The 19,808-nt window shown below is 73.7% G+C and carries 17 protein-coding genes; 10 read left to right on the forward strand and 7 right to left on the reverse strand.

The annotated features are described in order from the left end of the window. Window positions 1-14 precede the first annotated feature (14 nt). The 3 genes from M4960_RS19800 (at window position 15) to M4960_RS13695 (ending at window position 4,760) form a co-directional block, all read left to right on the forward strand. The gene (locus tag M4960_RS19800; RefSeq protein WP_374114433.1) at window positions 15-347 is read left to right on the forward strand and encodes a WhiB family transcriptional regulator; all 333 of its coding nucleotides are present in this window, start codon (window positions 15-17) and stop codon (window positions 345-347) included. Window positions 348-522: 175 nt separating this feature from the next. Beyond that, window positions 523-3,360, forward strand: a complete 2,838-nt coding sequence (locus M4960_RS13690) for a glycosyltransferase family 2 protein (protein WP_123292236.1) — start codon at window positions 523-525, stop codon at window positions 3,358-3,360. Then, on the forward strand, window positions 3,357-4,760 hold the full coding sequence (locus tag M4960_RS13695) for a DUF5719 family protein (protein WP_123292237.1): 1,404 nt from the start codon (window positions 3,357-3,359) through the stop codon (window positions 4,758-4,760). The genes M4960_RS13690 and M4960_RS13695 overlap by 4 nt, the downstream gene beginning before the upstream one ends. A 37-nt stretch (window positions 4,761-4,797) precedes the next feature. Here M4960_RS13695 and M4960_RS13700 read toward each other — a convergent pair whose 3' ends face one another. Then, window positions 4,798-5,238 carry a metallopeptidase family protein gene (locus tag M4960_RS13700; protein WP_123292238.1) on the reverse strand — a complete coding sequence of 147 codons (441 nt, stop codon included), beginning with the start codon at window positions 5,236-5,238 and terminating at the stop codon, window positions 4,798-4,800. A 78-nt stretch (window positions 5,239-5,316) separates the two neighbouring features. Here M4960_RS13700 and M4960_RS13705 point away from each other — a divergent pair, with 78 nt between their 5' ends. Both M4960_RS13705 and ahcY read left to right on the forward strand, forming a co-directional pair. After that, window positions 5,317-5,532 carry a DUF3499 family protein gene (locus tag M4960_RS13705; protein ID WP_111085977.1) on the forward strand — a complete coding sequence of 72 codons (216 nt, stop codon included), beginning with the start codon at window positions 5,317-5,319 and terminating at the stop codon, window positions 5,530-5,532. Window positions 5,533-5,636: 104 nt separating this feature from the next. Next, the gene (gene ahcY / locus M4960_RS13710; RefSeq protein WP_111086022.1) at window positions 5,637-7,115 is read left to right on the forward strand and encodes an adenosylhomocysteinase; all 1,479 of its coding nucleotides are present in this window, start codon (window positions 5,637-5,639) and stop codon (window positions 7,113-7,115) included. A gap of 16 nt (window positions 7,116-7,131) precedes the next feature. Here the strand turns inward: ahcY and M4960_RS13715 are convergent, their stop codons facing one another. After that, the gene (locus M4960_RS13715) at window positions 7,132-8,001 is read right to left on the reverse strand and encodes an RDD family protein (protein WP_248704525.1); all 870 of its coding nucleotides are present in this window, start codon (window positions 7,999-8,001) and stop codon (window positions 7,132-7,134) included. A gap of 42 nt (window positions 8,002-8,043) precedes the next feature. On the opposite strand from M4960_RS13715, the gene M4960_RS13720 reads away from it, so the two are divergent. Then, entirely contained in the window at window positions 8,044-9,042 is a 999-nt protein-coding gene (locus M4960_RS13720; protein WP_248704526.1) for a stage II sporulation protein M, read from the forward strand. A 13-nt stretch (window positions 9,043-9,055) separates the two neighbouring features. Here M4960_RS13720 and M4960_RS13725 read toward each other — a convergent pair whose 3' ends face one another. The 5 genes from M4960_RS13725 to M4960_RS13745 are packed head-to-tail and all read right to left on the reverse strand — an operon-like array spanning window position 9,056 to window position 14,520. Then, complete coding sequence (locus M4960_RS13725) at window positions 9,056-10,408, reverse strand: DUF58 domain-containing protein (protein WP_248704527.1); 1,353 nt, start codon at window positions 10,406-10,408, stop codon at window positions 9,056-9,058. Beyond that, on the reverse strand, window positions 10,408-11,451 hold the full coding sequence (locus M4960_RS13730; RefSeq protein ID WP_248704528.1) for a MoxR family ATPase: 1,044 nt from the start codon (window positions 11,449-11,451) through the stop codon (window positions 10,408-10,410). Before M4960_RS13730 ends, M4960_RS13725 begins: the two co-directional genes overlap by 1 nt. Continuing rightward, a complete protein-coding gene (locus tag M4960_RS13735; RefSeq protein WP_248704529.1) occupies window positions 11,448-12,680 on the reverse strand; it encodes a DUF4350 domain-containing protein in 1,233 nt (410 codons plus the stop codon). The genes M4960_RS13730 and M4960_RS13735 overlap by 4 nt, the downstream gene beginning before the upstream one ends. Continuing rightward, entirely contained in the window at window positions 12,677-13,318 is a 642-nt protein-coding gene (locus tag M4960_RS13740; protein ID WP_248704530.1) for a DUF4129 domain-containing protein, read from the reverse strand. Before M4960_RS13740 ends, M4960_RS13735 begins: the two co-directional genes overlap by 4 nt. Continuing rightward, on the reverse strand, window positions 13,315-14,520 hold the full coding sequence (locus M4960_RS13745; RefSeq protein WP_248704531.1) for a glycerophosphoryl diester phosphodiesterase membrane domain-containing protein: 1,206 nt from the start codon (window positions 14,518-14,520) through the stop codon (window positions 13,315-13,317). The genes M4960_RS13740 and M4960_RS13745 overlap by 4 nt, the downstream gene beginning before the upstream one ends. 328 nt (window positions 14,521-14,848) lie before the next feature. On the opposite strand from M4960_RS13745, the gene mtrA reads away from it, so the two are divergent. The 4 genes from mtrA to M4960_RS13765 all read left to right on the forward strand — a co-directional run bounded on the left by mtrA (window position 14,849) and on the right by M4960_RS13765 (window position 19,773). Beyond that, window positions 14,849-15,523 carry an MtrAB system response regulator MtrA gene (gene mtrA / locus M4960_RS13750; protein ID WP_123292246.1) on the forward strand — a complete coding sequence of 225 codons (675 nt, stop codon included), beginning with the start codon at window positions 14,849-14,851 and terminating at the stop codon, window positions 15,521-15,523. 5 nt (window positions 15,524-15,528) lie between these two features. Beyond that, a complete protein-coding gene (gene mtrB / locus M4960_RS13755; RefSeq protein ID WP_243648968.1) occupies window positions 15,529-17,250 on the forward strand; it encodes an MtrAB system histidine kinase MtrB in 1,722 nt (573 codons plus the stop codon). After that, a complete protein-coding gene (locus tag M4960_RS13760) occupies window positions 17,250-18,944 on the forward strand; it encodes a GerMN domain-containing protein (RefSeq protein ID WP_131845588.1) in 1,695 nt (564 codons plus the stop codon). The genes mtrB and M4960_RS13760 overlap by 1 nt, the downstream gene beginning before the upstream one ends. Before the next feature lie 100 nt (window positions 18,945-19,044). Next, window positions 19,045-19,773 (forward strand): ComF family protein, encoded by a 729-nt coding sequence (locus M4960_RS13765; protein ID WP_248704532.1) that lies wholly within the window; start codon window positions 19,045-19,047, stop codon window positions 19,771-19,773. Window positions 19,774-19,808 lie beyond the last annotated feature (35 nt).

Consider the following 19,808-nt stretch of genomic DNA (forward strand, 5'->3'; position numbering starts at 1 on the left):
TCGAGACGTCAGGGGTGATCAGGGTGAACGGTTCCGACTTCCACGCCGGAGTTCCGGAGGACTGGCACGTCGACCCCGTGGCGCTCGGCGTCCCGGGTGTTCGACGGCCGGAGACGGACGACGAGGAGAACCCGCTCGCGTGGCAGGTCGACTCGTTGTGCGCACAGACCGACCCGGAGGCGTTCTTCCCCGAGAAGGGCGGCTCCACGCGCGAAGCGAAGAAGATCTGCACGTCGTGCGAGGTCCGGGCGCAGTGCCTCGAGTACGCGCTCGAGAACGACGAACGCTTCGGCATCTGGGGCGGCCTGTCCGAGCGCGAGCGTCGCAAGTTGCGCAAACGGGCGTGATCGCGGTCACGGCGCGCGCCCGGCGCACACCGTGCGGTCCCGAATCCTCGTCGCAGGCTCCTCGGCGCGACCTCGCACGGCGCTGGCGCGCCGTGACCGCTCGGCCGCGCAGGTTCACGGCGCGCCGCCGTCCGCAGCGGACGCCGTGCCTCCAGACCGTAGAGTGACGCCCGTCATGCAGCCCAGAGTCACCGCGATCCTCGTCGCCGCCAACGGAGCGGCCCACCTCGACCGGACCCTGGACGCACTCGCGGCCCAGACCCGCCACCCCGAGAACCTGGTGGTCGTCGACGTCGGATCGACCGACGGCTCCACCGCCGGCCTGTCCTTCGGCGGGTCCGCCGAGCTCCTGCGCCTGCCGGCCGGACGCCCCTTCGGCGAGGCCGTCGCCCGCGGGGAGCGCGAGGCCCCGCCCGCCGTCGTGGACGAGCCCGTCGACGAGTGGCTGTGGCTGCTCGGGCACGACAACGCGCCGTCGCCGACCGCACTCGCCGACCTGCTCTCCGCCGTCGAGATCGCTCCGTCCGTGGTCGTGGCCGGCCCGAAGCTCGTCGCCGACGACGACCCCTCGCTCATCCGCGCGTTCGGCGAGAGCATGACGCGCTTCGGCCGATCGATCGGTCTCGTGCAGGACGAGCTCGACCAGGGCCAGCACGACCGGCACACCGACGTGCTCGGCGTCGCCGCCGGCGGCATGCTCGTGCGCCGCTCGGTGTGGACCGAGCTCGCCGGCTTCGACCCGGCGCTGCCCGACGTCGACGCCGCCCTCGACTTCTGCGTCCGGGTGCGCCTGGCCGGGCACCGCGTCGCCCTGGTCCCCGAGGCGAAGGTCACCACCGCCGGTCCGGTCGAGGAGTTCGGCCGCAAGCGCGTCTCCGAGGCCCGCCGTGTCCGCATGCACCGGCAGGCGCAGCTGCACCGCCGGATGACCTACGCGCCGGGCGGACTGCTCTGGCTGCACTGGCTCACCCTCGTCCCCTTCGCACTCGGCCGGGCGATCGGCCACCTCGTCGCCAAGCACCCCGCGGCCGTCGTCCCCGAGCTCGCCGCGGCGTTCGCGGTGGCCTTCGCCGGAGGCACCGGTCGGGCGCGCAGGAACCTCGCCCGCACGAAGAAGCTCGGTTGGGCCGCCGTCGAACCGCTCCGGGTCAGCTGGCGTCGGGTGCACGAGCACCGCACCACCTCGCGCGACGTCGAACTCGCCCGGGTCGAGGACGCCCCGATCGCGCGGGCGTCGTTCCTCGGCGACGGCGGGATCTGGGTCGTGCTGGCCGCGGCCGTCCTGAGCGTCGTCACGCTCTACCCCCTGCTCGGCTCACCGGCGCTGAGCGGCGGTGGCCTGCTGCCCCTCAGCACGAGCGTCGGGCAGCTCTGGCAGAACGTCGGGTACGGCTGGCACTCGCTCGGCACCGGGTTCACCGGTCCGTCCGACCCGTTCGCCGCCGTGCTGGCGGTCCTCGGGTCGATCGTGTTCTGGTCGCCCTCGACGTCCGTCGTGCTCGTGATGCTCGTCGCGTTCCCGGTCTCCGCCCTCGGCGCCTGGTTCGCGGTCCGCAAGGTCACCACGCGCAAGTGGGTGCCGGTGATCGGTGCCGCGCTGTACGCCATCGCGCCCTCGCTCGTCGGCGCGGTCACGACCGGCCACCTCGGCGCCGTCATCGCGCACCTGGTGCTGCCGTGGCTGTTCGTCGCCGTGCTCGAGGCGCACCGCTCGTGGGCCTGGGCCTCTGGTGCCTCGCTGCTGTTCGCGGTCGTGGCGGCCTCGGCGCCGTCGTTGCTGCCGGTCCTGCTGATCGGGTGGCTCGTCGCGCTCGTCGTCGGGTGGCGCCGTGCACACCGTCGGGCCTTCATCCCGGTGCCGACCGCCGTGCTCTTCCTGCCGCTCGTCCTCGCCCAGGTCGCGCGCGGCAACGTCCTCGCCGTCTTCGCGGACCCCGGCGTCCCGTCCGCCACGCGCGCACCGTCCGCGCTGCAGCTGGCCATCGGTCAGCCGCTGCCGGACTGGAGCGGGTGGCTGCCCGCCACGTCCGGACTCGCAGCCGTCGGCACGTGGCTGCCGATCGTGATGGCCGTCCTGGCCGTCCCGATCGCCGCCGCGGCGATCGGCGCGATGCTCGGACACCGCTGGGCCGTCGCCGGCTCGGCGCTCGTCGTCGCACTGCTCGGGTTCGGCACCGCGTTCGCCGCCACCCACGTGACCGTCACCGGCGTCGGGTCGACCACCACCATCGTGTGGCCGGGCAGCGGGCTGTCGGTGTACTGGCTCGCGATCGTGGTCGCTGCCTGCATCGGGATCGACGTGCTGCCCAAGGCCGCCCCGGTCACGGGACTCGTCGCGACGGTGCTCGCCGGTGTCGCGGTGGCCCCCGCCTTCGCCGCGTTCTACCTCGGCAACGCCGCCATCCAGCCGACCACCGGCCGGGTGCTCAGCGCGTACGTGAACGCCGAGGCGCAGGCGAACCCCGACGTCGGCACGCTCGTCGTGGTGCCGCAGGACGACGGGTCGCTCGCGGTCGCGCTCGAACGCGGCCAGGGTGCCACCCTCGACGACCAGTCGACCCTCGACGCCACCGCCCTGCGGTTGAGCGAGTCCGGCGCCCGGCTCACGACACTCGCCGGCAACCTGGCGAGCCGCAGCGGCTACGACCCCCGGCCGGCACTGCAAGAACTCGGCATCAGCTTCGTCCTGCTCGACGACGCCGGTGACGACCCCGAGGCGCAGACCGTGCACGACCGTGCCGCGGGCGCGATCGGGCAGAACGCGCTCTTCACGAGCATCGGTGAGACCACGAACGGCCAGCTGTTCCACTACGAGGGCGACGTCGACCGGACCACCACCGGGTCCGCCGCCGCCCGTGCCACGCACGTCCTGTACCTGGTCGTGCTCGGCGTGGTGTTCGGGGCGGCCGCCCTGCTCGCCGTGCCGACGGCCCCGCGCCGTCGCCGCGCCACCTCGAACGTCATCGAGGCCGAGGAACCCGCGACCACCTTCGACGAGGAGCGCGACGAATGAGCACCACCACCCGCTCCGTCCGACGCTGGGTCGTCCGCGGCACCGCGACCGCGGTCGCCGTCGTCGTCGCTGCCGGCGCCGTCACGGCCGCGCACGCCTACGGCACCGCGGCCGAACCGGGTCGCCCGGCCGGCCGGACCGTCACCCCGGTGCCCGCCGACGCCGAGCGCGTCTGCGCCGGAAGTGCCCTGCGGCTGTCCGACGACTCCGGCAACGACGCCACCCAGGCGAGCACCGTCGGGTCGGCGACCGTGGCCACGGCGACGACCGGTTCGACCGTCGAGCGGACCTCGCTCGACCCGTCGTCCACCGGCGGCAGCGACCCGCGCCTGCTCACCGCCCCCGCGGGCGACACGACACCGCAGGTCGCGGGCAGCAGCTACCAGAGCGTCTCCAGCGGCGACCTGGTCGGTGCCGGCGCGGCGTCGTGCGACGACCCGTCGCAGTCGACCTGGCTCGTCGGCGGCTCGACCGAGACCGGGCGGACCAGCCTCGTCACCCTGTCGAACCCGACCGACGTGAACGCCACCGTCGACCTGGCGATCTACGACGGCACCGGCACGGTCAGCGCCCCCGGCACGACCGGCATCGTCGTCGCCCCGAACACCCAGAAGGTCGTCCCGCTGTCCGGCTTCGTGTCCGACCAGGGATCCACCGTCGTGCACGTGTCGTCCTCGGGCGGGCAGATCGTCGCCCACATGCAGGAGACCGTCGTCCGCACGCTGACCCCCGGTGGCTACGACATCGTCTCCGGCGGCGCCGCTCCCTCGCGGTCGCAGGTCATCCCCGGCGTCGTGCTCGCCGGCGCGCAGGAGGCACAGCGCGGTGACGACACGGCGGACGCAGCCCCCGTCGTCCGGCTGTTCGTCCCCGGTACCGAGTCGGCACGCGTCACGCTCGGCATCAGCACGGCGGACGGCGGCGGCACGACCGTGAACGCCACCGCCGAGCCCGGGGTCGTGACCGACGTCGCGCTCGACGACTTCCCGGACGGCCGCTACTCGTTCACCGTCACGTCGACGCAGCCCGTCGTCGCCGGTGCCCGCACGACCTCACCGACGGCCGACGGCAACAGCGACCTCGGCTGGTTCGCCTCGGCCGAGCCGCTGGGTGACCAGGTCATCACCGCGGTGGCACCGGGGGAGGGCGTCCGCATGAACTTCGTGAACCCGACGCGTGAGGACCGTGCGATCACGATCCGCTCCGGCGACGAGAAGCGCACCATCACGGTGCTGTCGGGTGCCACGGCCACCATGCCCGTGCAGACCGCGAAGCAGCTCTCGATCTCCGGCGCCGAAGGGGTCGTGGTGGGCGTGACCTACCGCGGGGACGACGGCATCGCCGGGTTCCCGGTCCGACCGTCCACCCAGGTGTCCACGCCGGTGCGCGTCTACCCCTGACGGTGACGACGGTGCGGCGCCTCCGGGCGCCGCACCGTCACCAGTGGCGGTAGCGGTCCGGCGCCAGGTCCCACGGGTCCTTGCCGATCAGCTCGCCGACGGCGCGGAACACGGCCGTCTCGATGATGATCCGCCGGTCCGCGTCGTCCTTCTCGGGGCTGCGGTTCACCCGCTCGACGGGGATCCGGAACACGGTGACCCTGAGGGTGTCGCGGTCGATGCGCCAGCGGGGCATCGCGTCGGGCAGGGTGGCGTCGGTCGGCATGTCGGCCACCTGGAACACCACGCCCGACAGCTCGTCGGGCCAGAGCCCGATCAGGTAGTGGGCACTGTCGCCGACGATGCGGTCGAAGGCCTCGGCGCGGGTGGTGATCGGTGCGAGCTCGGGACCGGTCACGCTCGACCGCCCGCCGCGTCCGTGCCGGGACCGGCCTCGACCGCGGTCGACCGGAGTGACGAGGCGGGGCTTGCGACGCATCCCCACATCGTACGCGTGCCGTCGTCACTCCCGGTCGCTCCGGTCGCTCGTGCTCGCTCCGCTAGGCTCCCTGACGACATGGACGTGAGGATCTGCAGCAAGGTCGCGTGCGCCGCGAGCGCTTCGGCGACCCTGACCTACGACTACGGGGACTCCATGGTCGTCGTCGGGCCGCTCTCCACGCGGGTCGAACCGCACGGCTACGACCTCTGCGCCCGGCACGCGGCCGGCCTGCGCGTCCCGCGCGGCTGGCAGGTGGTGCGGCGCGAGCCGCTGCAGCGCGAGACCGACTGACGGCTCGCGTCCGCGACGCACCAGCGGTGGTGGACGGGAGGCCCGTGGAACGTGACCGACGTCGGCTGGGGACCCGCGCCTCCCGGCATGGAAGACTGATGGGCATGCCCACCGAAGCCCAGACCGCAGCACCGTACCGCGTCGCCGACCTCTCGCTCGCCGAGGCGGGCCGCCACCAGATCCGCCTCGCCGAGAACGAGATGCCGGGCCTGATGGCCCTGCGCGAGGAGTTCGGTGCGTCGCAGCCGCTGGCCGGCGCGCGCATCGCCGGGTCGCTGCACATGACGGTGCAGACGGCCGTCCTGATCGAGACGCTCGTCGCCCTCGGTGCGCAGGTGCGGTGGGCGAGCTGCAACATCTTCTCCACGCAGGACGAAGCCGCCGCGGCGATCGCGGTCGGCCCGACCGGCACGCCGGACGCACCAGCCGGCGTCCCCGTGTTCGCGTGGAAGGGCGAGACGCTCGAGGAGTACTGGTGGTGCACCAGCCGCATCTTCGACTGGACCGCCGAGGCCGCTGCCGTCGGAGCCGACTGGGCCGGTCCGAACCTGATCCTGGACGACGGCGGCGACGCCACCATGCTCGTGCACACCGGAGCCGACGCCGAAGCCGCTGGTGCTGCGCCGGTCGCCGGTGCCGACGCGAGTGCCGAGTGGAAGATCGTCCTCGACACCGTCGCGGCGTCGCTCGAGACGTCGTCCGACCGCTGGACCCGCATCGCCGCGGACATCGAGGGCGTCACCGAGGAGACCACCACGGGCGTGCACCGCCTGTACGAGCTGTCGCGCAACGGACAGCTGCGGTTCCCCGCGATCAACGTGAACGACTCCGTGACGAAGTCGAAGTTCGACAACAAGTACGGCATCCGCCACTCCCTGCCCGACGGTCTGAACCGTGCGACCGACGTCCTGATGGGCGGCAAGGTCGCGTTCGTGGTCGGCTACGGCGACGTCGGCAAGGGTGCGGCAGAGGCACTGCGTGGCCAGGGCGCCCGGGTCATCGTCAGCGAGGTCGACCCGATCTGCGCGCTGCAGGCCGCGATGGACGGCTACCAGGTGGCCCGTCTGGCCGATGTCATCGAGACCGTCGACATGGTCATCACGTGCACGGGCAACCTCGGCGTCGTGGGCGTCGACGAGATGCTCGGGCTGAAGCACCTGGCGATCGTCGCCAACGTCGGCCACTTCGACAACGAGATCGACATGGCCGGGCTCGAGTCCCTGCCGGGTGTGGAGAAGGTCGAGATCAAGCCGCAGGTGCACGAGTGGCGCCTGCCGACCGGCCGCTCGATCCTGGTGCTGTCCGAGGGGCGGCTGATGAACCTCGGCAACGCCACCGGGCACCCGTCGTTCGTGATGAGCAACTCGTTCACGAACCAGGTCCTGGCGCAGATCGAGCTGCACACCCGTCGTGACGAGTACCCGACCGGGGTCTACGTGCTGCCGAAGCACCTGGACGAGAAGGTCGCGCGACTGCACCTCGGCGCCCTCGGGGTCGAGTTGACGACGCTGCGCCCGGAGCAGGCGGCGTACATCGGCGTGCCGGTCGAGGGTCCCTTCAAGCCCGAGCACTACCGGTACTGAGGCGGGGCGCAGCGCGCTAGCGCGGGAAGCCCGGGGGCCGCGCCGACGCCGACGCGCCCGCCTCGGTGAGCAACCCGACGCGGGAGCGCAGCGCCTGCACGTCCCGCCCACGACGCAGCACGACGGCCCCGGCGAGGAACACCTCGGCGGGCACCGGCGGCACCGGGTGGGCGAAGGGTGCGACGTCCGCGGCCAGCGCGCGGGCGGCGGACTCCCGGAGTTCGGGGCGCATCACGGCGGCCCCGCGGAAGAACGCGCCGAGCCGGTTCTCGAGCCGCTGCGGCAGCGCCGAGACATCCGCGACCGTGGCCCAGGCCGTCAGCTCGGGTGGCAGCACCACCTGGGGGTCCCGCTGCTTCGGCAGCCGCTCGTGCTGCACGACGGTGCCGGCGAGCAGGTCCCCGAGGCGCCGCGGACGACTGCCGAACAACGCCACGAGCAGCGCCACCGACCCGAACGTCATCCACAGCTCGAACAGCCCGACGAGCGCGCGGGTGAACGCGTGCCGGAACCCGATCGCACCGCCGTCGACCCGGACGACCCGCGTGCCGACGGCGTACCGGCCGACGCTGCGGCCCCGGGTCACCGTCTCGACGGCGGCCGGCACGAGCACGAGCACGGCGACGAACAGGGCGAGGCTCAGCGCGGCGCCCCACGCCTCGTCGAGGCCGCTCGGCCACAGCCGGGACACCCCGAACATGAGCAGCAGGTACAGGACGAGCAGGCACACCCCGTCGAGGAGCGCCGACGCCAACCGCAGGACGAGTCCGGCCGGCTGCACGTCGAGCGCGACCGCCTCGCCGACCACGAGCTCGTCGGCGGTCTCGTCCAGGGCGAGCGAGAACCGGGCGTCGGCGAGGTCGCGCGGCGTGCGGGGCTTCGACATGGGATCATTCTGTCGGAAGTCGGCCGACACGAGGGGGAACACGTGGACCTGGACGCATACGCCGAGGTGCACCGCGATCGGTGGCAGGAGCTCGACCGCCTCGCGCGCGCTCGGCACACCACCGGTGCCGACGTCGACCAGCTCGTCTCCGGCTACCAGGCCGCCGCGACGGACCTCGCCCGCATCCGCGGCGCCGCACCCCGCACCGCGACCGGCGACCGGCTGTCCCTCACCCTGTACCGCGCCCGCCTGCGCTTCACCGGCACCCCGGTCGACCCGCTCACCGCGGTTGCCCTGTTCTTCACCCGGCAGCTGCCCGCGGCGCTGTACCGGATCCGCTGGGTGACGATCTGGGTGGCGCTGGCCACCGTCGCGATCGGCGCGATCGTGGCCGTCTGGATCACGACGACACCGGGGGCGACGGCGACCTTCGGCACGCCGGAGGCACTCCGCCAGTACGCCACGCAGGACTTCGTCGACTACTACTCCGACCACGGTCTCGGCGCGTTCACGGCGCAGGTGTGGACGAACAACGCCTACATCGCGGCCACCATGGTCGCGTTCGGCATCACGGGCGTCTTCGTGCCGTTCTCGATCATGCAGAACGCCGTCGGGCTCGGGGTCTCCGCGGCGATCATGCACTCGCAGGGCCGCCTGGGCGACTTCTTCCTCTACATCGCCCCGCACGGCCAGCTCGAGCTGTACTCGGTCTTCCTCGCCGGCGGGGCGGGCCTGATGATCTTCTGGTCGTGGGTCGCTCCGGGGCCGCACCGGAACCGCGCGCAGGCCCTCGCCGAGGACGGCCGTGGCCTCATCACGATCGCGGTCGGTCTGACGCTGACGCTGTTGCTGTCCGGGCTGGTCGAGGGCATCGTCACCCGTCAGGACTGGCCGTGGCCGGTCAAGATCGGCATCGGGACGATCGCCCTCGCCGCGGTCCTGGCGTACCAGTGGGTGCTCGGCGGTCGCGCGTACCGGGCCGGGGAGCGCGGCGACCTCGACGAGTTCGAGCGCGGCACGTCCGCCCTGGTCGCCGGGTAGGGTCCGTCCGGCTTCAGAGCCGGCCGGTCGCCTTCGCGCGCAGGTAGGCATCGGCCACGAGCGGTGGGACGTCCTCCGGTGCGCCACGGACGACCTCGGCGCCGCTCCGGCGTGCGACGTCTGCGACGCCGTCGGCATCGAGCAGGGTGCGTTCGGCGGCGGCCCGCCGGTACACGTCGCGCTCCGCGCCGGTCGGGAGGCCCGGCACGCGTCCGCCCCGCGCCGTGCGGATCGTCGTGGCCGGGTCCACCCCGCCGCGTGCGGTCCGCTGCACCGCCGGGTCCTCGATGCTCGTCACCACGACGGCGTGCCGCCGGGTGAGCCGGGGCAGCACCGCCAGCAGGTCGCCGGAGGCACCGACCGAGTCGAGGCTCGACGCCAGCACGACGAGCGCCCGCGAGGTCGTGATCGAGTCGACGAGCGCCGGCACGGCAGACCAGTCGGTGGCGGCGAGCGCGGGTTCCGCCATCGCGAGGGCCTCCCCGAAGCGCTGGACCACGTCGGTGCGGGTCGCCCCGTGCACACGGTCGTGGACGGTGTCGTCGAGGACCGCCAGGTCGACCCGGTCGCCGGCGGCCGCGGCCAGGGCACCGAGGAGCAGTGCGGACTCGATGAAGGTGTCGAGGCGCGGTTCGTCCGCGACCCTGCCGGCGCCGGCGCGTCCGGCGTCGACGACGACCACGACCCGACGGTCGCGCTCCGGGCGCCAGGTGCGGACCACGAGGTCCTGCCGTCGGGCGGTCGCTCGCCAGTCGATCGAGCGGACGTCGTCGCCCCGGACGTAGTCGCGCAGCGAGTCGAACTCGGTGCCGTGGCCGCGGAGCTGCAGGGTGGTCTCGCCGTCGAGTTCGCGCAACCGGGCCAGCCGTGACGGCAGGTGCCGTCGCGAGCGGAACGGCGGGGTGACGACGAGTTCGCCCGGCGCCGTGACAACCCGCTGCCGGGCGGCGAGACCGAGCGGACCGAACGCCCGGACCGCGACGCCGGCCGTGCGGCGTCGACCGCGGCGGAACGGGGTGAACCGCATGCGGGCGGTCCGTCGTTCGCCCGCGGGCACCGTCATCCGGACCCGGCGCGGCCGGTGTCCGGCCGAGGGCTCCCACATGTCGCGGACGATGCCCCGGAGCACCCGCCCGCCGTCGTTCGCGAGCACGAGCGTGCCGTCGGCGGTGCTGTCCCGGCGGGCCAGTCGCGGCATCCGCCGTTCGACCCGCACGCGTGCCAGGTCGGCGGCGAGCAGGACGTCGAGGGCCGCGGCGAGCAGCACGACGACGACCCACGCCAGGCCGGCCCACCCGCTGGCGAGCAGCACGGTGGGCACGACGGCGACGGCGAGCAGCGCGACGAACCGGCCGGAGACCGCCACTAGATCGGCACCCGCACCTGCTCGAGCACCTGCTGGAGCACCCCGTCTGCGCCGACGCCCTCGAGCTCGGCGTCGGCGGCCACCCGGAGCCGGTGCCGCCAGACCGGCAGGGCCATCGCCTGCACATGGTCGGGCGTGATGGCGTCGTAGCCGGTGAGCCACGCCCAGGCCTTCGCGGCGGCGAGCAGGGCCGTCGCACCGCGCGGGCTGACCCCGACGCGGACGGACGGTGCCTGACGGGTGGCACGGGCGAGGTCGACGATGTACGCCAGCACGTCGTCACGAGCACCGACGGCCCGGACGGCGCGCTGCGCGGCGAGGACCTCGTCGACGCCGACCACGGGGGTGATGCCCGCCGACCGGACGTCCCGCGGCACGAAGCCGTCGGCGTGCCGGCGGAGGACCTGCCACTCGACGTCGCGCGGCGGGATGTCGAGCGTCAGCTTCACCAGGAAGCGGTCGAGCTGCGCCTCGGGGAGCGTGTACGTGCCCTCGAACTCGATCGGGTTCATGGTCGCGGCGACGAAGAACGGGTCCGGCAGCAGCCGGGCGTCGCCGTCCACGCTGACCTGGCGTTCCTCCATCGCCTCGAGCAGGGCGGACTGGGTCTTCGGGGGCGTGCGGTTCACCTCGTCGGCGAGCAGCACGTTGGTGAACACGGGGCCCTCGCGGAACGGGAACGTGCCGGTGGAGGCGTCGTACACGAGCGAACCGGTCACGTCGCCGGGCATCAGGTCCGGCGTGAACTGGATCCGCTTCGTGTCGAGGGACATCGCGGCGGCCAGGCTGCGGACGAGCAGGGTCTTGGCGACGCCGGGCACGCCCTCGAGCAGCACGTGCCCCTGCGCCAGGAGTCCGACGATCATGCCGGACACCGCGCCCTCCTGTCCGACGACGGCCTTGGCGACCTCGGCCCGGACCCGCCCGAAGGCGTCGCGGAGCCCGGGATCGTGCTGGTTCCGGTCGTGCTGGCTCCGGTCGTGCGGGGCGCGGTCGCCCGGTGCGGGGACGTGCTGGTCGGGGGCAGCTGGCAGGTCGGTCACGGTCGTGCTCCTGGTCGGTCGTGGTCGGTGCTGGGACGGTCGCCCGAGGTGGATCGTCGGACGGCCCGTTCGAGGTCGTCGAGTGCCCTCGTGCCGTCGACGAGGGCGCGGTCGTCGAGGGTCGGACCGCCGACGAGGACGGCGCCGACGCGGTCGTGCGGGATGCCGGTGGCGCGGGCCGCTGCGCGGACGACGTCGTCGACGTGCGCGGACCGGGGGAGTCCGAGCAGCCGGCCGATCCGGCGCACCGCGGCGACACGGAGGGTGTCCAGGGCGTGGGTGCGGTCGTGGGTGCGGGCGTACATCCGGGCACGGCCCTCGGTGGTCTCGGCGGCGCGGACCACGACGGGCATCCGCTCGACGACGAGCGGCCCGAGACGTCGGCCCCGCCACACCGCGGCGGCGACGGCCACCAGGGCGAGCAGCGCGAGGCCGCTCGGCACCCACGGCGGCGCGAGCTCGCCGAGGGTCGGGGCGGCGTCGGGCGCGCCGACGGTCGGCGTGTACCAGGTGAGCCGGTCGTCCGCGCCGAGCAGGCCGAGGGCGAGCGCGGCGTTCCCGGCGGTCGTGATCGTGTCGTTGCGGAACGCCGACGTGGTGCCGACGAGGGTGACGTCGCCGCCGGGCGTCGCCGTGCGGACGAGTCCCCAGGCTCGGTCGTCGCCGCTGCCGGACGGCGCGCAGCGATCCGCGTCGGGGTCGTCCACCGTGTAGCCGTACCCGGCGGTGGACACCCGCGCAGCCGACGCCGCGGCCGGGATCGCGCAGGACGCGGTGGACACGGTGTCGTCGCCCTCGGGCGCGGTGGCCGTGGTGACGTCGAGGCCGAACGACGCGAACGGCGTGGAGTCGACGCCCACCAGGACCACGTGGTCGGCGGTCCGGGCGAGGCGCTCGGCGACGCCTGGGTCGAGGACGCCGTCGGAGTCGTCGACGAACACCGTGCCACCGTCGATCCCGTCGGCACGGTCGGTCACCCGGACGGAGGTGCCACGCTGCTCCAGGACCCGGACCAGCGCCGCCGATCCGCTCGCGGTGGTCGAGGTGGGGTCGAGCGGCCGGCGGTCCGGTCCCTCGGCGCCCTGCACCACGGCGGTGAGCACGGCGAGCACGAGCCCGACGAGCACGATCGCGATCCAGAAGCCGAACCGGAACCGGCGGCCCTCTGGCTGGTCCTCCGACGGCGCACCCGTGCGCGGCGCGGCGGCGGTGGCGGTGCTGGCGGTCATGCCGGCACCACCGGCCCCGAGGACCTGGCCGGACGAGCCTGGCGCACGGCGCGCTCGGTGTCGAGGACCCGGCGAGCGGTGGCCTCGTCGGCGTCGAGCCCGAGGTAGCGGACGGCGTCGAAGGCCGTCGCCGCGTCGTCGAGCGCCACGGCCTCGGCGGGGAACGGCGCGGCGCCCCGCACCGCGATGGTGCGTGCGGTGGCCCCGGGGACGTCCGGGACCAGGTCGCGCTCGCCGAGGCCGCGGGCGGTCGCACGGAAGCCGTCGAGGACCGCGGCCGACCAGTCGCCCCGGCGGATCGCGGACTGTGCGGCCTCGAGCAGTTCCCGGGCGGACCGGAGGTCGTCGTCGTCGAACACCCCGCCGGTGTCGTCCGCGCCGCTGCGTGCACGACGTCGGGGGAGCCCGCGGGCCACGACGACGAGCACCACGACGGCGACGAGCACCACGATGGCGATCACGAGGGCCGTGCGGGCCGCGACGGGGGAGTCGAGTCCGTCGGCGCGGAGCGACCCGAGCCAGTCCAGGAACGTCCGTGACGCCCGGTCCCACCAGGTCACGTGCGCGCCGTCGTACGCGGGCCGGTCGAGTTCGCGTTCGAGCAGACGGCGGGCCTCGTCGGGGTCGACCGCGGTCATGCGGTCCCGTCCGGCGGCCGGTGCTGCCCCTGCTGCGGCGGGTGTTGCGGCCACGGTTGCTGCTGTCCGGGCCAGGGCTGCTGCGCCTGCTGCTGTCCGGGCCACGCCTGCGGGGGCTGCCCGGGCCACTGCGGCGGCTGCTGCTGCGCCCACGGCTGCTGCTGCCCGGCCCACGGCTGCGGCGGCCACGGCGGTCGGGCGACCGGCGCGGACGGTGCGAACGGGTCGGCCGGCTGCCCGGTGTCGAGGTGCGACGCGATCCGCTGGTCGAGGGCCTCGGTCCGGATCCGTCGGTCGATGGTCAGGAAGGTGACGACCGCCGCACTCAGCACGTCGGTGACGCACTGCACCGCGATCGCGAGCAGGCTGCCGATGACGATAAGGACGAGGGCGCCCGCACCGATGCCCGAGGACGCGTCGGTCTGCCCGAGCGGGTCGAACACCCCGCCGACGAGCACGGCCCCGATGGTGAGCGGCGCCGTGGCGATCGACGCCGCGACCCCGAACATCACCTGCACGAGCAGCAGGATGCCGAAGGTCCGCCAGAACGCACCTCGGGTGAGCCGCCACGACTGCGCGGCGGCGGCGAAGACCGGTCGGCCCTCGAGCGCGATGGTCGGCACGGTGAAGGCGAAGCGGATGCCGAGCCACGTCAGCACGACACCGAAGCCGAGCACCATCACGAAGACCGCCAGGACGAACCACCCGGCGCCGGCGTCCCCGGCACCGAGCGCCGCGAAGAACCCCAAGAACACCACCGCGACGATGATCCCGACGACGAGTCCCGCGCCGATCTGCACGAACATCCACGCGACGACCGGCCACCGCCGCCCGGCGAGCAACGCCCACAGGCCCCGGAAGGTCGCGCGACGGCCGAGCACCCGCTGGCCGGTGTCCGCGGCGACCGGTGCGACCAGGAAGCCGCGCCCGAGGTACGCCAGGAACGGCAGGCCGATCGTCAGCAGGATCCACAGCGTCACCGAGCCCGCGACGATCGTGTCGCCACCACCGCTGCCGTCGAACGCCGTCATCATCCGCGACTGCAGCGCCTGCTGGCCGAACGTGCTGACCAGCGTGGAGAGCAGCCCGAGCACGCCGCTCAGCAGCACGCTCCAGAGCAGCAGGACGCGGGCGTTGCGGCGGAAGACCGTGAAGGCGCCGCCGAGCACGTCACCGAAGCCGAGCGGGCGCAGGGGGATCACCGGACGCGAGCCGGACGGCGGACGACCGCCGGGGGGTCGACCCGGCCCCGGGGCGGGCGGCGGCGGCGCGGAGAAGCGGGGCGGGCCTCCCGGCTGTCCCTGCCACGCGCCCTGCTGCCCGGCGCCCTGCTGCCCGGCCCCCTGCTGACCACCGCCAGGCGTCTGCCAATCGGACATGACCTCGGCCCCCTTCGTCGTGTCGGTCCGCGCTGCGACGCGCGGTCCACCTCCATCCTGGCGGAAAACGCCGCGTGACGGGGCCTCGGCTATCGTGTGGGGACACGTGCCGACCCGGCACCACCCGCACGCCACACGGAGTCCACATCACATGACACCGCGCATCCTCGTCGTCGACGACGACCAGGCCCTCGCCGAGATGATCGGCATCGTCCTCCGCTCGGAGGGCTACGAACCCGAGTTCAGCGCCGACGGCAACGACGCCGTCGACGCGTTCCACAGCACGAAGCCGGACCTCGTCCTGCTCGACGTGATGCTCCCGGGCATCGACGGCATCGAGGTCTGCAAGCGCATCCGTGCCGAGAGCGGCACGCCGATCATCATGCTCACCGCCAAGAGCGACACCGCCGACGTCGTCCTCGGCCTCGAGAACGGTGCCGACGACTACGTCGTCAAGCCGTTCAACCCGAAGGAGCTCGTCGCCCGCATCCGCACGCGGCTGCGGCCGAGCGCCACCGACGCCACGGTGCTGCACGTCGGTGACGTGACGGTCGACGTCGCCGGGCACGAGGTCCGCCGCGGCGACACCGTCATCGCGCTCACCCCGCTCGAGTTCGACCTGCTCCGCGCGCTCGCCGAGAAGCCGAACCAGGTCTTCACCCGCGAGATGCTGCTCGAGCAGGTCTGGGGCTACCACTACAAGGCCGACACCCGCCTGGTGAACGTGCACGTCCAGCGCCTGCGCGCGAAGATCGAGCACGACCCGGACAACCCGAAGACCGTCACCACGGTCCGCGGCGTCGGGTACCGGGCCGGAGGAGCCTGACCACCGTGCCGCCCGCCCCGCCCGCCGGCACCGCTCCCGGCACGGCAGCCGGTGCCACCCCCGGCACGGCCACCGTGTCGATCGGCGTGGTCGGCCGCGGCCGACGACGGATGCGCCGCTGGGTCCGCCGTGGCTGGCGGCCCGTCGCCTACGTGTGGCGTCGGTCCCTGATGTTCCGCTCGGTCGCCATCACCGTGATGACGACCGGACTGGCGGTCGGGATCATCGGCACCGCCGTCATGGTGAGCATCTCGACGAACGTCTACTCGCAGCGCCGCGACCAGATCGAGTCCGAGTCGGCCCGCGCGACCATCGTCGCGCAGGGGATCTTCGACGCCGCCACCGCGGCCGAGGACAACAACCAGTCCGAGCTCGAGACGCTGCAGAACGAGGCGCAGCAGGCGATCCTGTCGAACACGACGAGCCCCGGCGGCACGAGCATCGCGATCGAGCGGAGCCCCGACCAGTCCACCCCGCAGACGCTGCAGACCATCGCGAGCCAGGACTTCCCGGACGCCGTCATCACGGACGCCCTGCGCAAGGAGGTCGGCGCGAACACCGGCAAGCTCAGCCTGCAGCCGGTGCAGCTCGACGACGACGGCCGCCGCGTGCCCGGGTTGGCCGTCGGCTCCACGCTGCAGATCCCGAGTGCCGGCCAGTACGAGCTGTACCTGGTCTACGACCTGTCCGATGCCCAGCAGACCCTGGACTTCGTGTCGCAGACGCTCTCGATCGGCGGCGTCGCGCTCATGGTGCTCATCGCCCTGGTGACCTCGCTCGTCGTCCGGTTGGTCGTGGTCCCGATCCGCGAGGCAGCGGAGACGAGCCGCAAGATCGCCGCCGGACGCCTCGACGAACGCATCCCGGTGCGCGGCCAGGACGACCTGGCGACCCTCGCGCGGAGCTTCAACGGCATGGCCGAGGCCGTCAGCCGGCAGATCACCCAGCTCGCCGAGCTCTCCCGCGTGCAGCAGCGCTTCGTGTCGGACGTGTCCCACGAGCTGCGCACCCCGCTCACCACGATCCGCCTCGCCGGCGACATGCTCTTCGACTCGCGGCACGCGTTCGAGCCCTCGGTCGGGCGATCGGCCGAGCTCCTGCACGCCCAGGTGGAGCGGTTCGAGCTGCTGCTCGCCGACCTGCTCGAGATCTCCCGCTACGACGCCCAGGCCGTGCAGCTCGACACCGAGCCGTCGGTGCCGGCGGCGCTCGCCGCGGACATCGTCGAGGAGTTCCGCCCCCTGGCCGAACGCGCCGGCATCGACCTGCAGCTCGCCACGCCCGGCGGCCACACCACGATGCGACTCGACGCCAAGCGCGTCCGCCGCATCCTGCGCAACCTGGTCGGCAACGCGATCGAGCACGGCGACGCCAAGCCCGTCCAGGTCGTCGTCGACAGCGACGCCCGCACGGTCGCCATCGCGGTGCGCGACCAGGGCGTCGGGATGCCGCCGGAGGACGCAGCACGGGTGTTCGACCGGTTCTGGCGTGCCGACCCGAGCCGCAAGCGCACCATCGGCGGCACCGGCCTGGGTCTCGCGATCAGCCTGGGCGACGCGAAGCTGCACGGTGGTCGGATCGACGTGTGGTCCCGCCCCGGTCAGGGGTCGACCTTCGTGCTGACCCTGCCCCGCAACGAACAGGTCACCGCCGCGACGTCGGCGATCCCGCTGCCCGAGCTCGACGAGTCGTACGACGGCCCCCGCGCCGTGCGAGAGGAGTCCTGATGCGTCCCCGTCTCCGTCCCCGCTTCCGGCACGTCGTCGCCGCGGCGCTGGCGGCGGTCAGCGTGCTGGCGCTCACCGCCTGCGCCGCCATCCCCGTCGACGGCGCCGTCCGCACCGGGCAGACGATCAAGGACGAGTCGCTGTCCGGCGTCGACTTCCGGCCGGACAAGCCGATCACCGGCTCCGACCAGACGGCGATCCTGCGCGGGTTCATCGCGGCGGCCACCGGTGCACAGGACAACTACGCCATCGCCCGGCAGTTCCTCGCCTCGGACTTCTCGCAGCAGTGGAACCCGCGGCAGGGCGTCACGATCCGCGACGGCAGCGGCACCGTCGAGCGCGCCGACGACCGCGAACTGACGTACACGCTCACCGCGAGCGCGACGGTGGACTCCGAGGGGGAGTACACCCAGGCGGTCCGCCCGACCTCGTCCACGCTGACGTTCCAGTTCACCCGCGAGGACGGCGAGTGGCGCATCGCCTACGCCCCGGACGGCATCATCCTGTCCCCGGTGAGCTTCGACTCCGTCTTCCAGCAGCACGCCCTGTACTTCTACGACCCGACGTTCCGGTTCCTCGTGCCCGACGAGCGCTGGTTCCTCGCCCGCTCGTCCACCAGCACCCGCATCGCCAGCGCCCTGATGGCCGGTCCCGCCGACTGGCTGAAGGGCGCCGTGGTCTCGTCGTTCCCCGAGGGCACCCAGCTCTCCCTGAACGCGGTCACCATCGACAGCGGCACGGCACTCGTCGACCTGTCCAGCGACGCCCTGCGCGCCAGCACCGTCGACCGCGTCCGGATGCGTGAGCAACTGAGCAAGTCGCTCGCCTCGGTCGCCACGATCTCGTCGGTGTCGATGACCATCGAGGGCGCGAGCCTGTCCGTCCCGGACTCGAGCGGGGCGAACGCGCAGCAGAACCCGGACGTCGACCCCCGCCCCCTCGTCGACGAGGACGGTGTGGTCGGCTACGCGGCCTCGGGCACCGGCAAGGTCTCGAAGCTCGGCGGCGGCGTCGGCGACACCGTGGCCGGCCTCGACCCGACCTCGATCTCGCTGTCCGCCTCCGGCACCACGGCCGCCGTCGGCAACCGCGACGGTGCCGTCGTCGTCCGCGGCGACGACCACCTGCGTGTCGACGCCCGGGAGGACCTCGTCGCCCCCGCGATCGACGACCTCGGGTTCGTCTGGGTCGGCCAGTCGTCGGACACCCGCCGGATCACCGCTTACGGCCTCGGCGGCGACCCGCACCAGGTCGCGACGTCGTTGCCGCGCGGTGACCTCGTGTCGTTCCAGGTGTCCCGCGACTCGACCCGGGCACTCGCCCTGATCCAGACCGCCGACGGCCCCGGCCTGTACGTGATGGCGATCATCCGCGGGTCCGACCGGTCCCCGACGTCGTTCGGCGCGGCCGTCCGGGTGCAGGCGGCCACCGGCGACGCGGTCGGGGCGACGTGGGTGAACGACACGGACGTGGCCTCGGTCGGGCAGACCACGGCCGGGCCGAACGTCGTCCGGACCACCATCGGCGGGCAGTCGAGCACCCTGCCGAAGCCGGACGGTCGCGCGACCTCGATCAGCGGCGGGAGCGGTGGTGCGCTGCTGCTCCGGATGTCGAGCGGGTCGGTGCTGCAGTCCACCGGCGGCGGTTGGGACACCACCGGCGTGACCGCGGACGTGCTCGGCGTCCAGCGCTGACGTCGCGGTCACCCCTCCACACCCACCCCGGCCGGGAGGCCCGTCCACCGTCCGCACCATCGGCCCACGCCCGCCGTCCGGTCGCCACCACACTCGTCGCATGCGCACCGAGGACCCGCCCACCGAGGACCGGTCCACGGCGGGCCCGCTCACCGGGGACCGGTCCACGGTGGACCCGCTCACGCCGTGGCGCGACGCGGCGCTCGCGGTGCTCGGCCTGTTCCTGCCGGTGGAGTGCCTGGGCTGCGGACGGCCGGACCGTGCGCTCTGCCGGGCCTGCCGCACCGCCCTGGCCGCGCGCCCGCGCCGGGTCCGACTCGTCGCGGGCGTGCGGCTCGACGCCGCCTTCGAGTACGAGGGACTCGTCCGGACCCTGCTGCTCGAGCTGAAGCTCCGCGGTCGGGTGGACGTCGCACGACCGCTCGGCGCTCGCTTCGGCTCGCTCGTGCGTGCCGCGCTCGCCGAGGCACCCGTGGACACCGTCGTGCTGCGGGTCCCGCCGTCGCGGGCGGGGGCACGGCGTCGGGGGTTCGACCCCGTGGTGCTGCTGCTCGCCCGCGGCGGCGTCCGTGGCACCGGGCGGCTCCGACGGGTGCGGGTCCGGGGTGGACCGGCGAGCGGGGGGCCGCGCCAGAAGGAACGGACGGCGATCGAGCGGGTCGCCGCGACCGTCGGGACGCTGCGGGCGTGCGGGGTCGACGGGCGGGACGTGGTGCTCGTGGACGACGTCGTGACGACCGGCGTCACGATGGCCGAGGGGGTGCGGGCGGTCCGCGCCGCGGGCGGCCGGGTCGTCCGGTGCGTGGCCGTCGCGAGCGTCGAGGACTGACGGCTCGGTGAACACCGGGTGACCGCTGTGCGTCC

This window comes from Curtobacterium sp. MWU13-2055, from assembly GCF_023242305.1.
Classification (GTDB): domain Bacteria; phylum Actinomycetota; class Actinomycetes; order Actinomycetales; family Microbacteriaceae; genus Curtobacterium.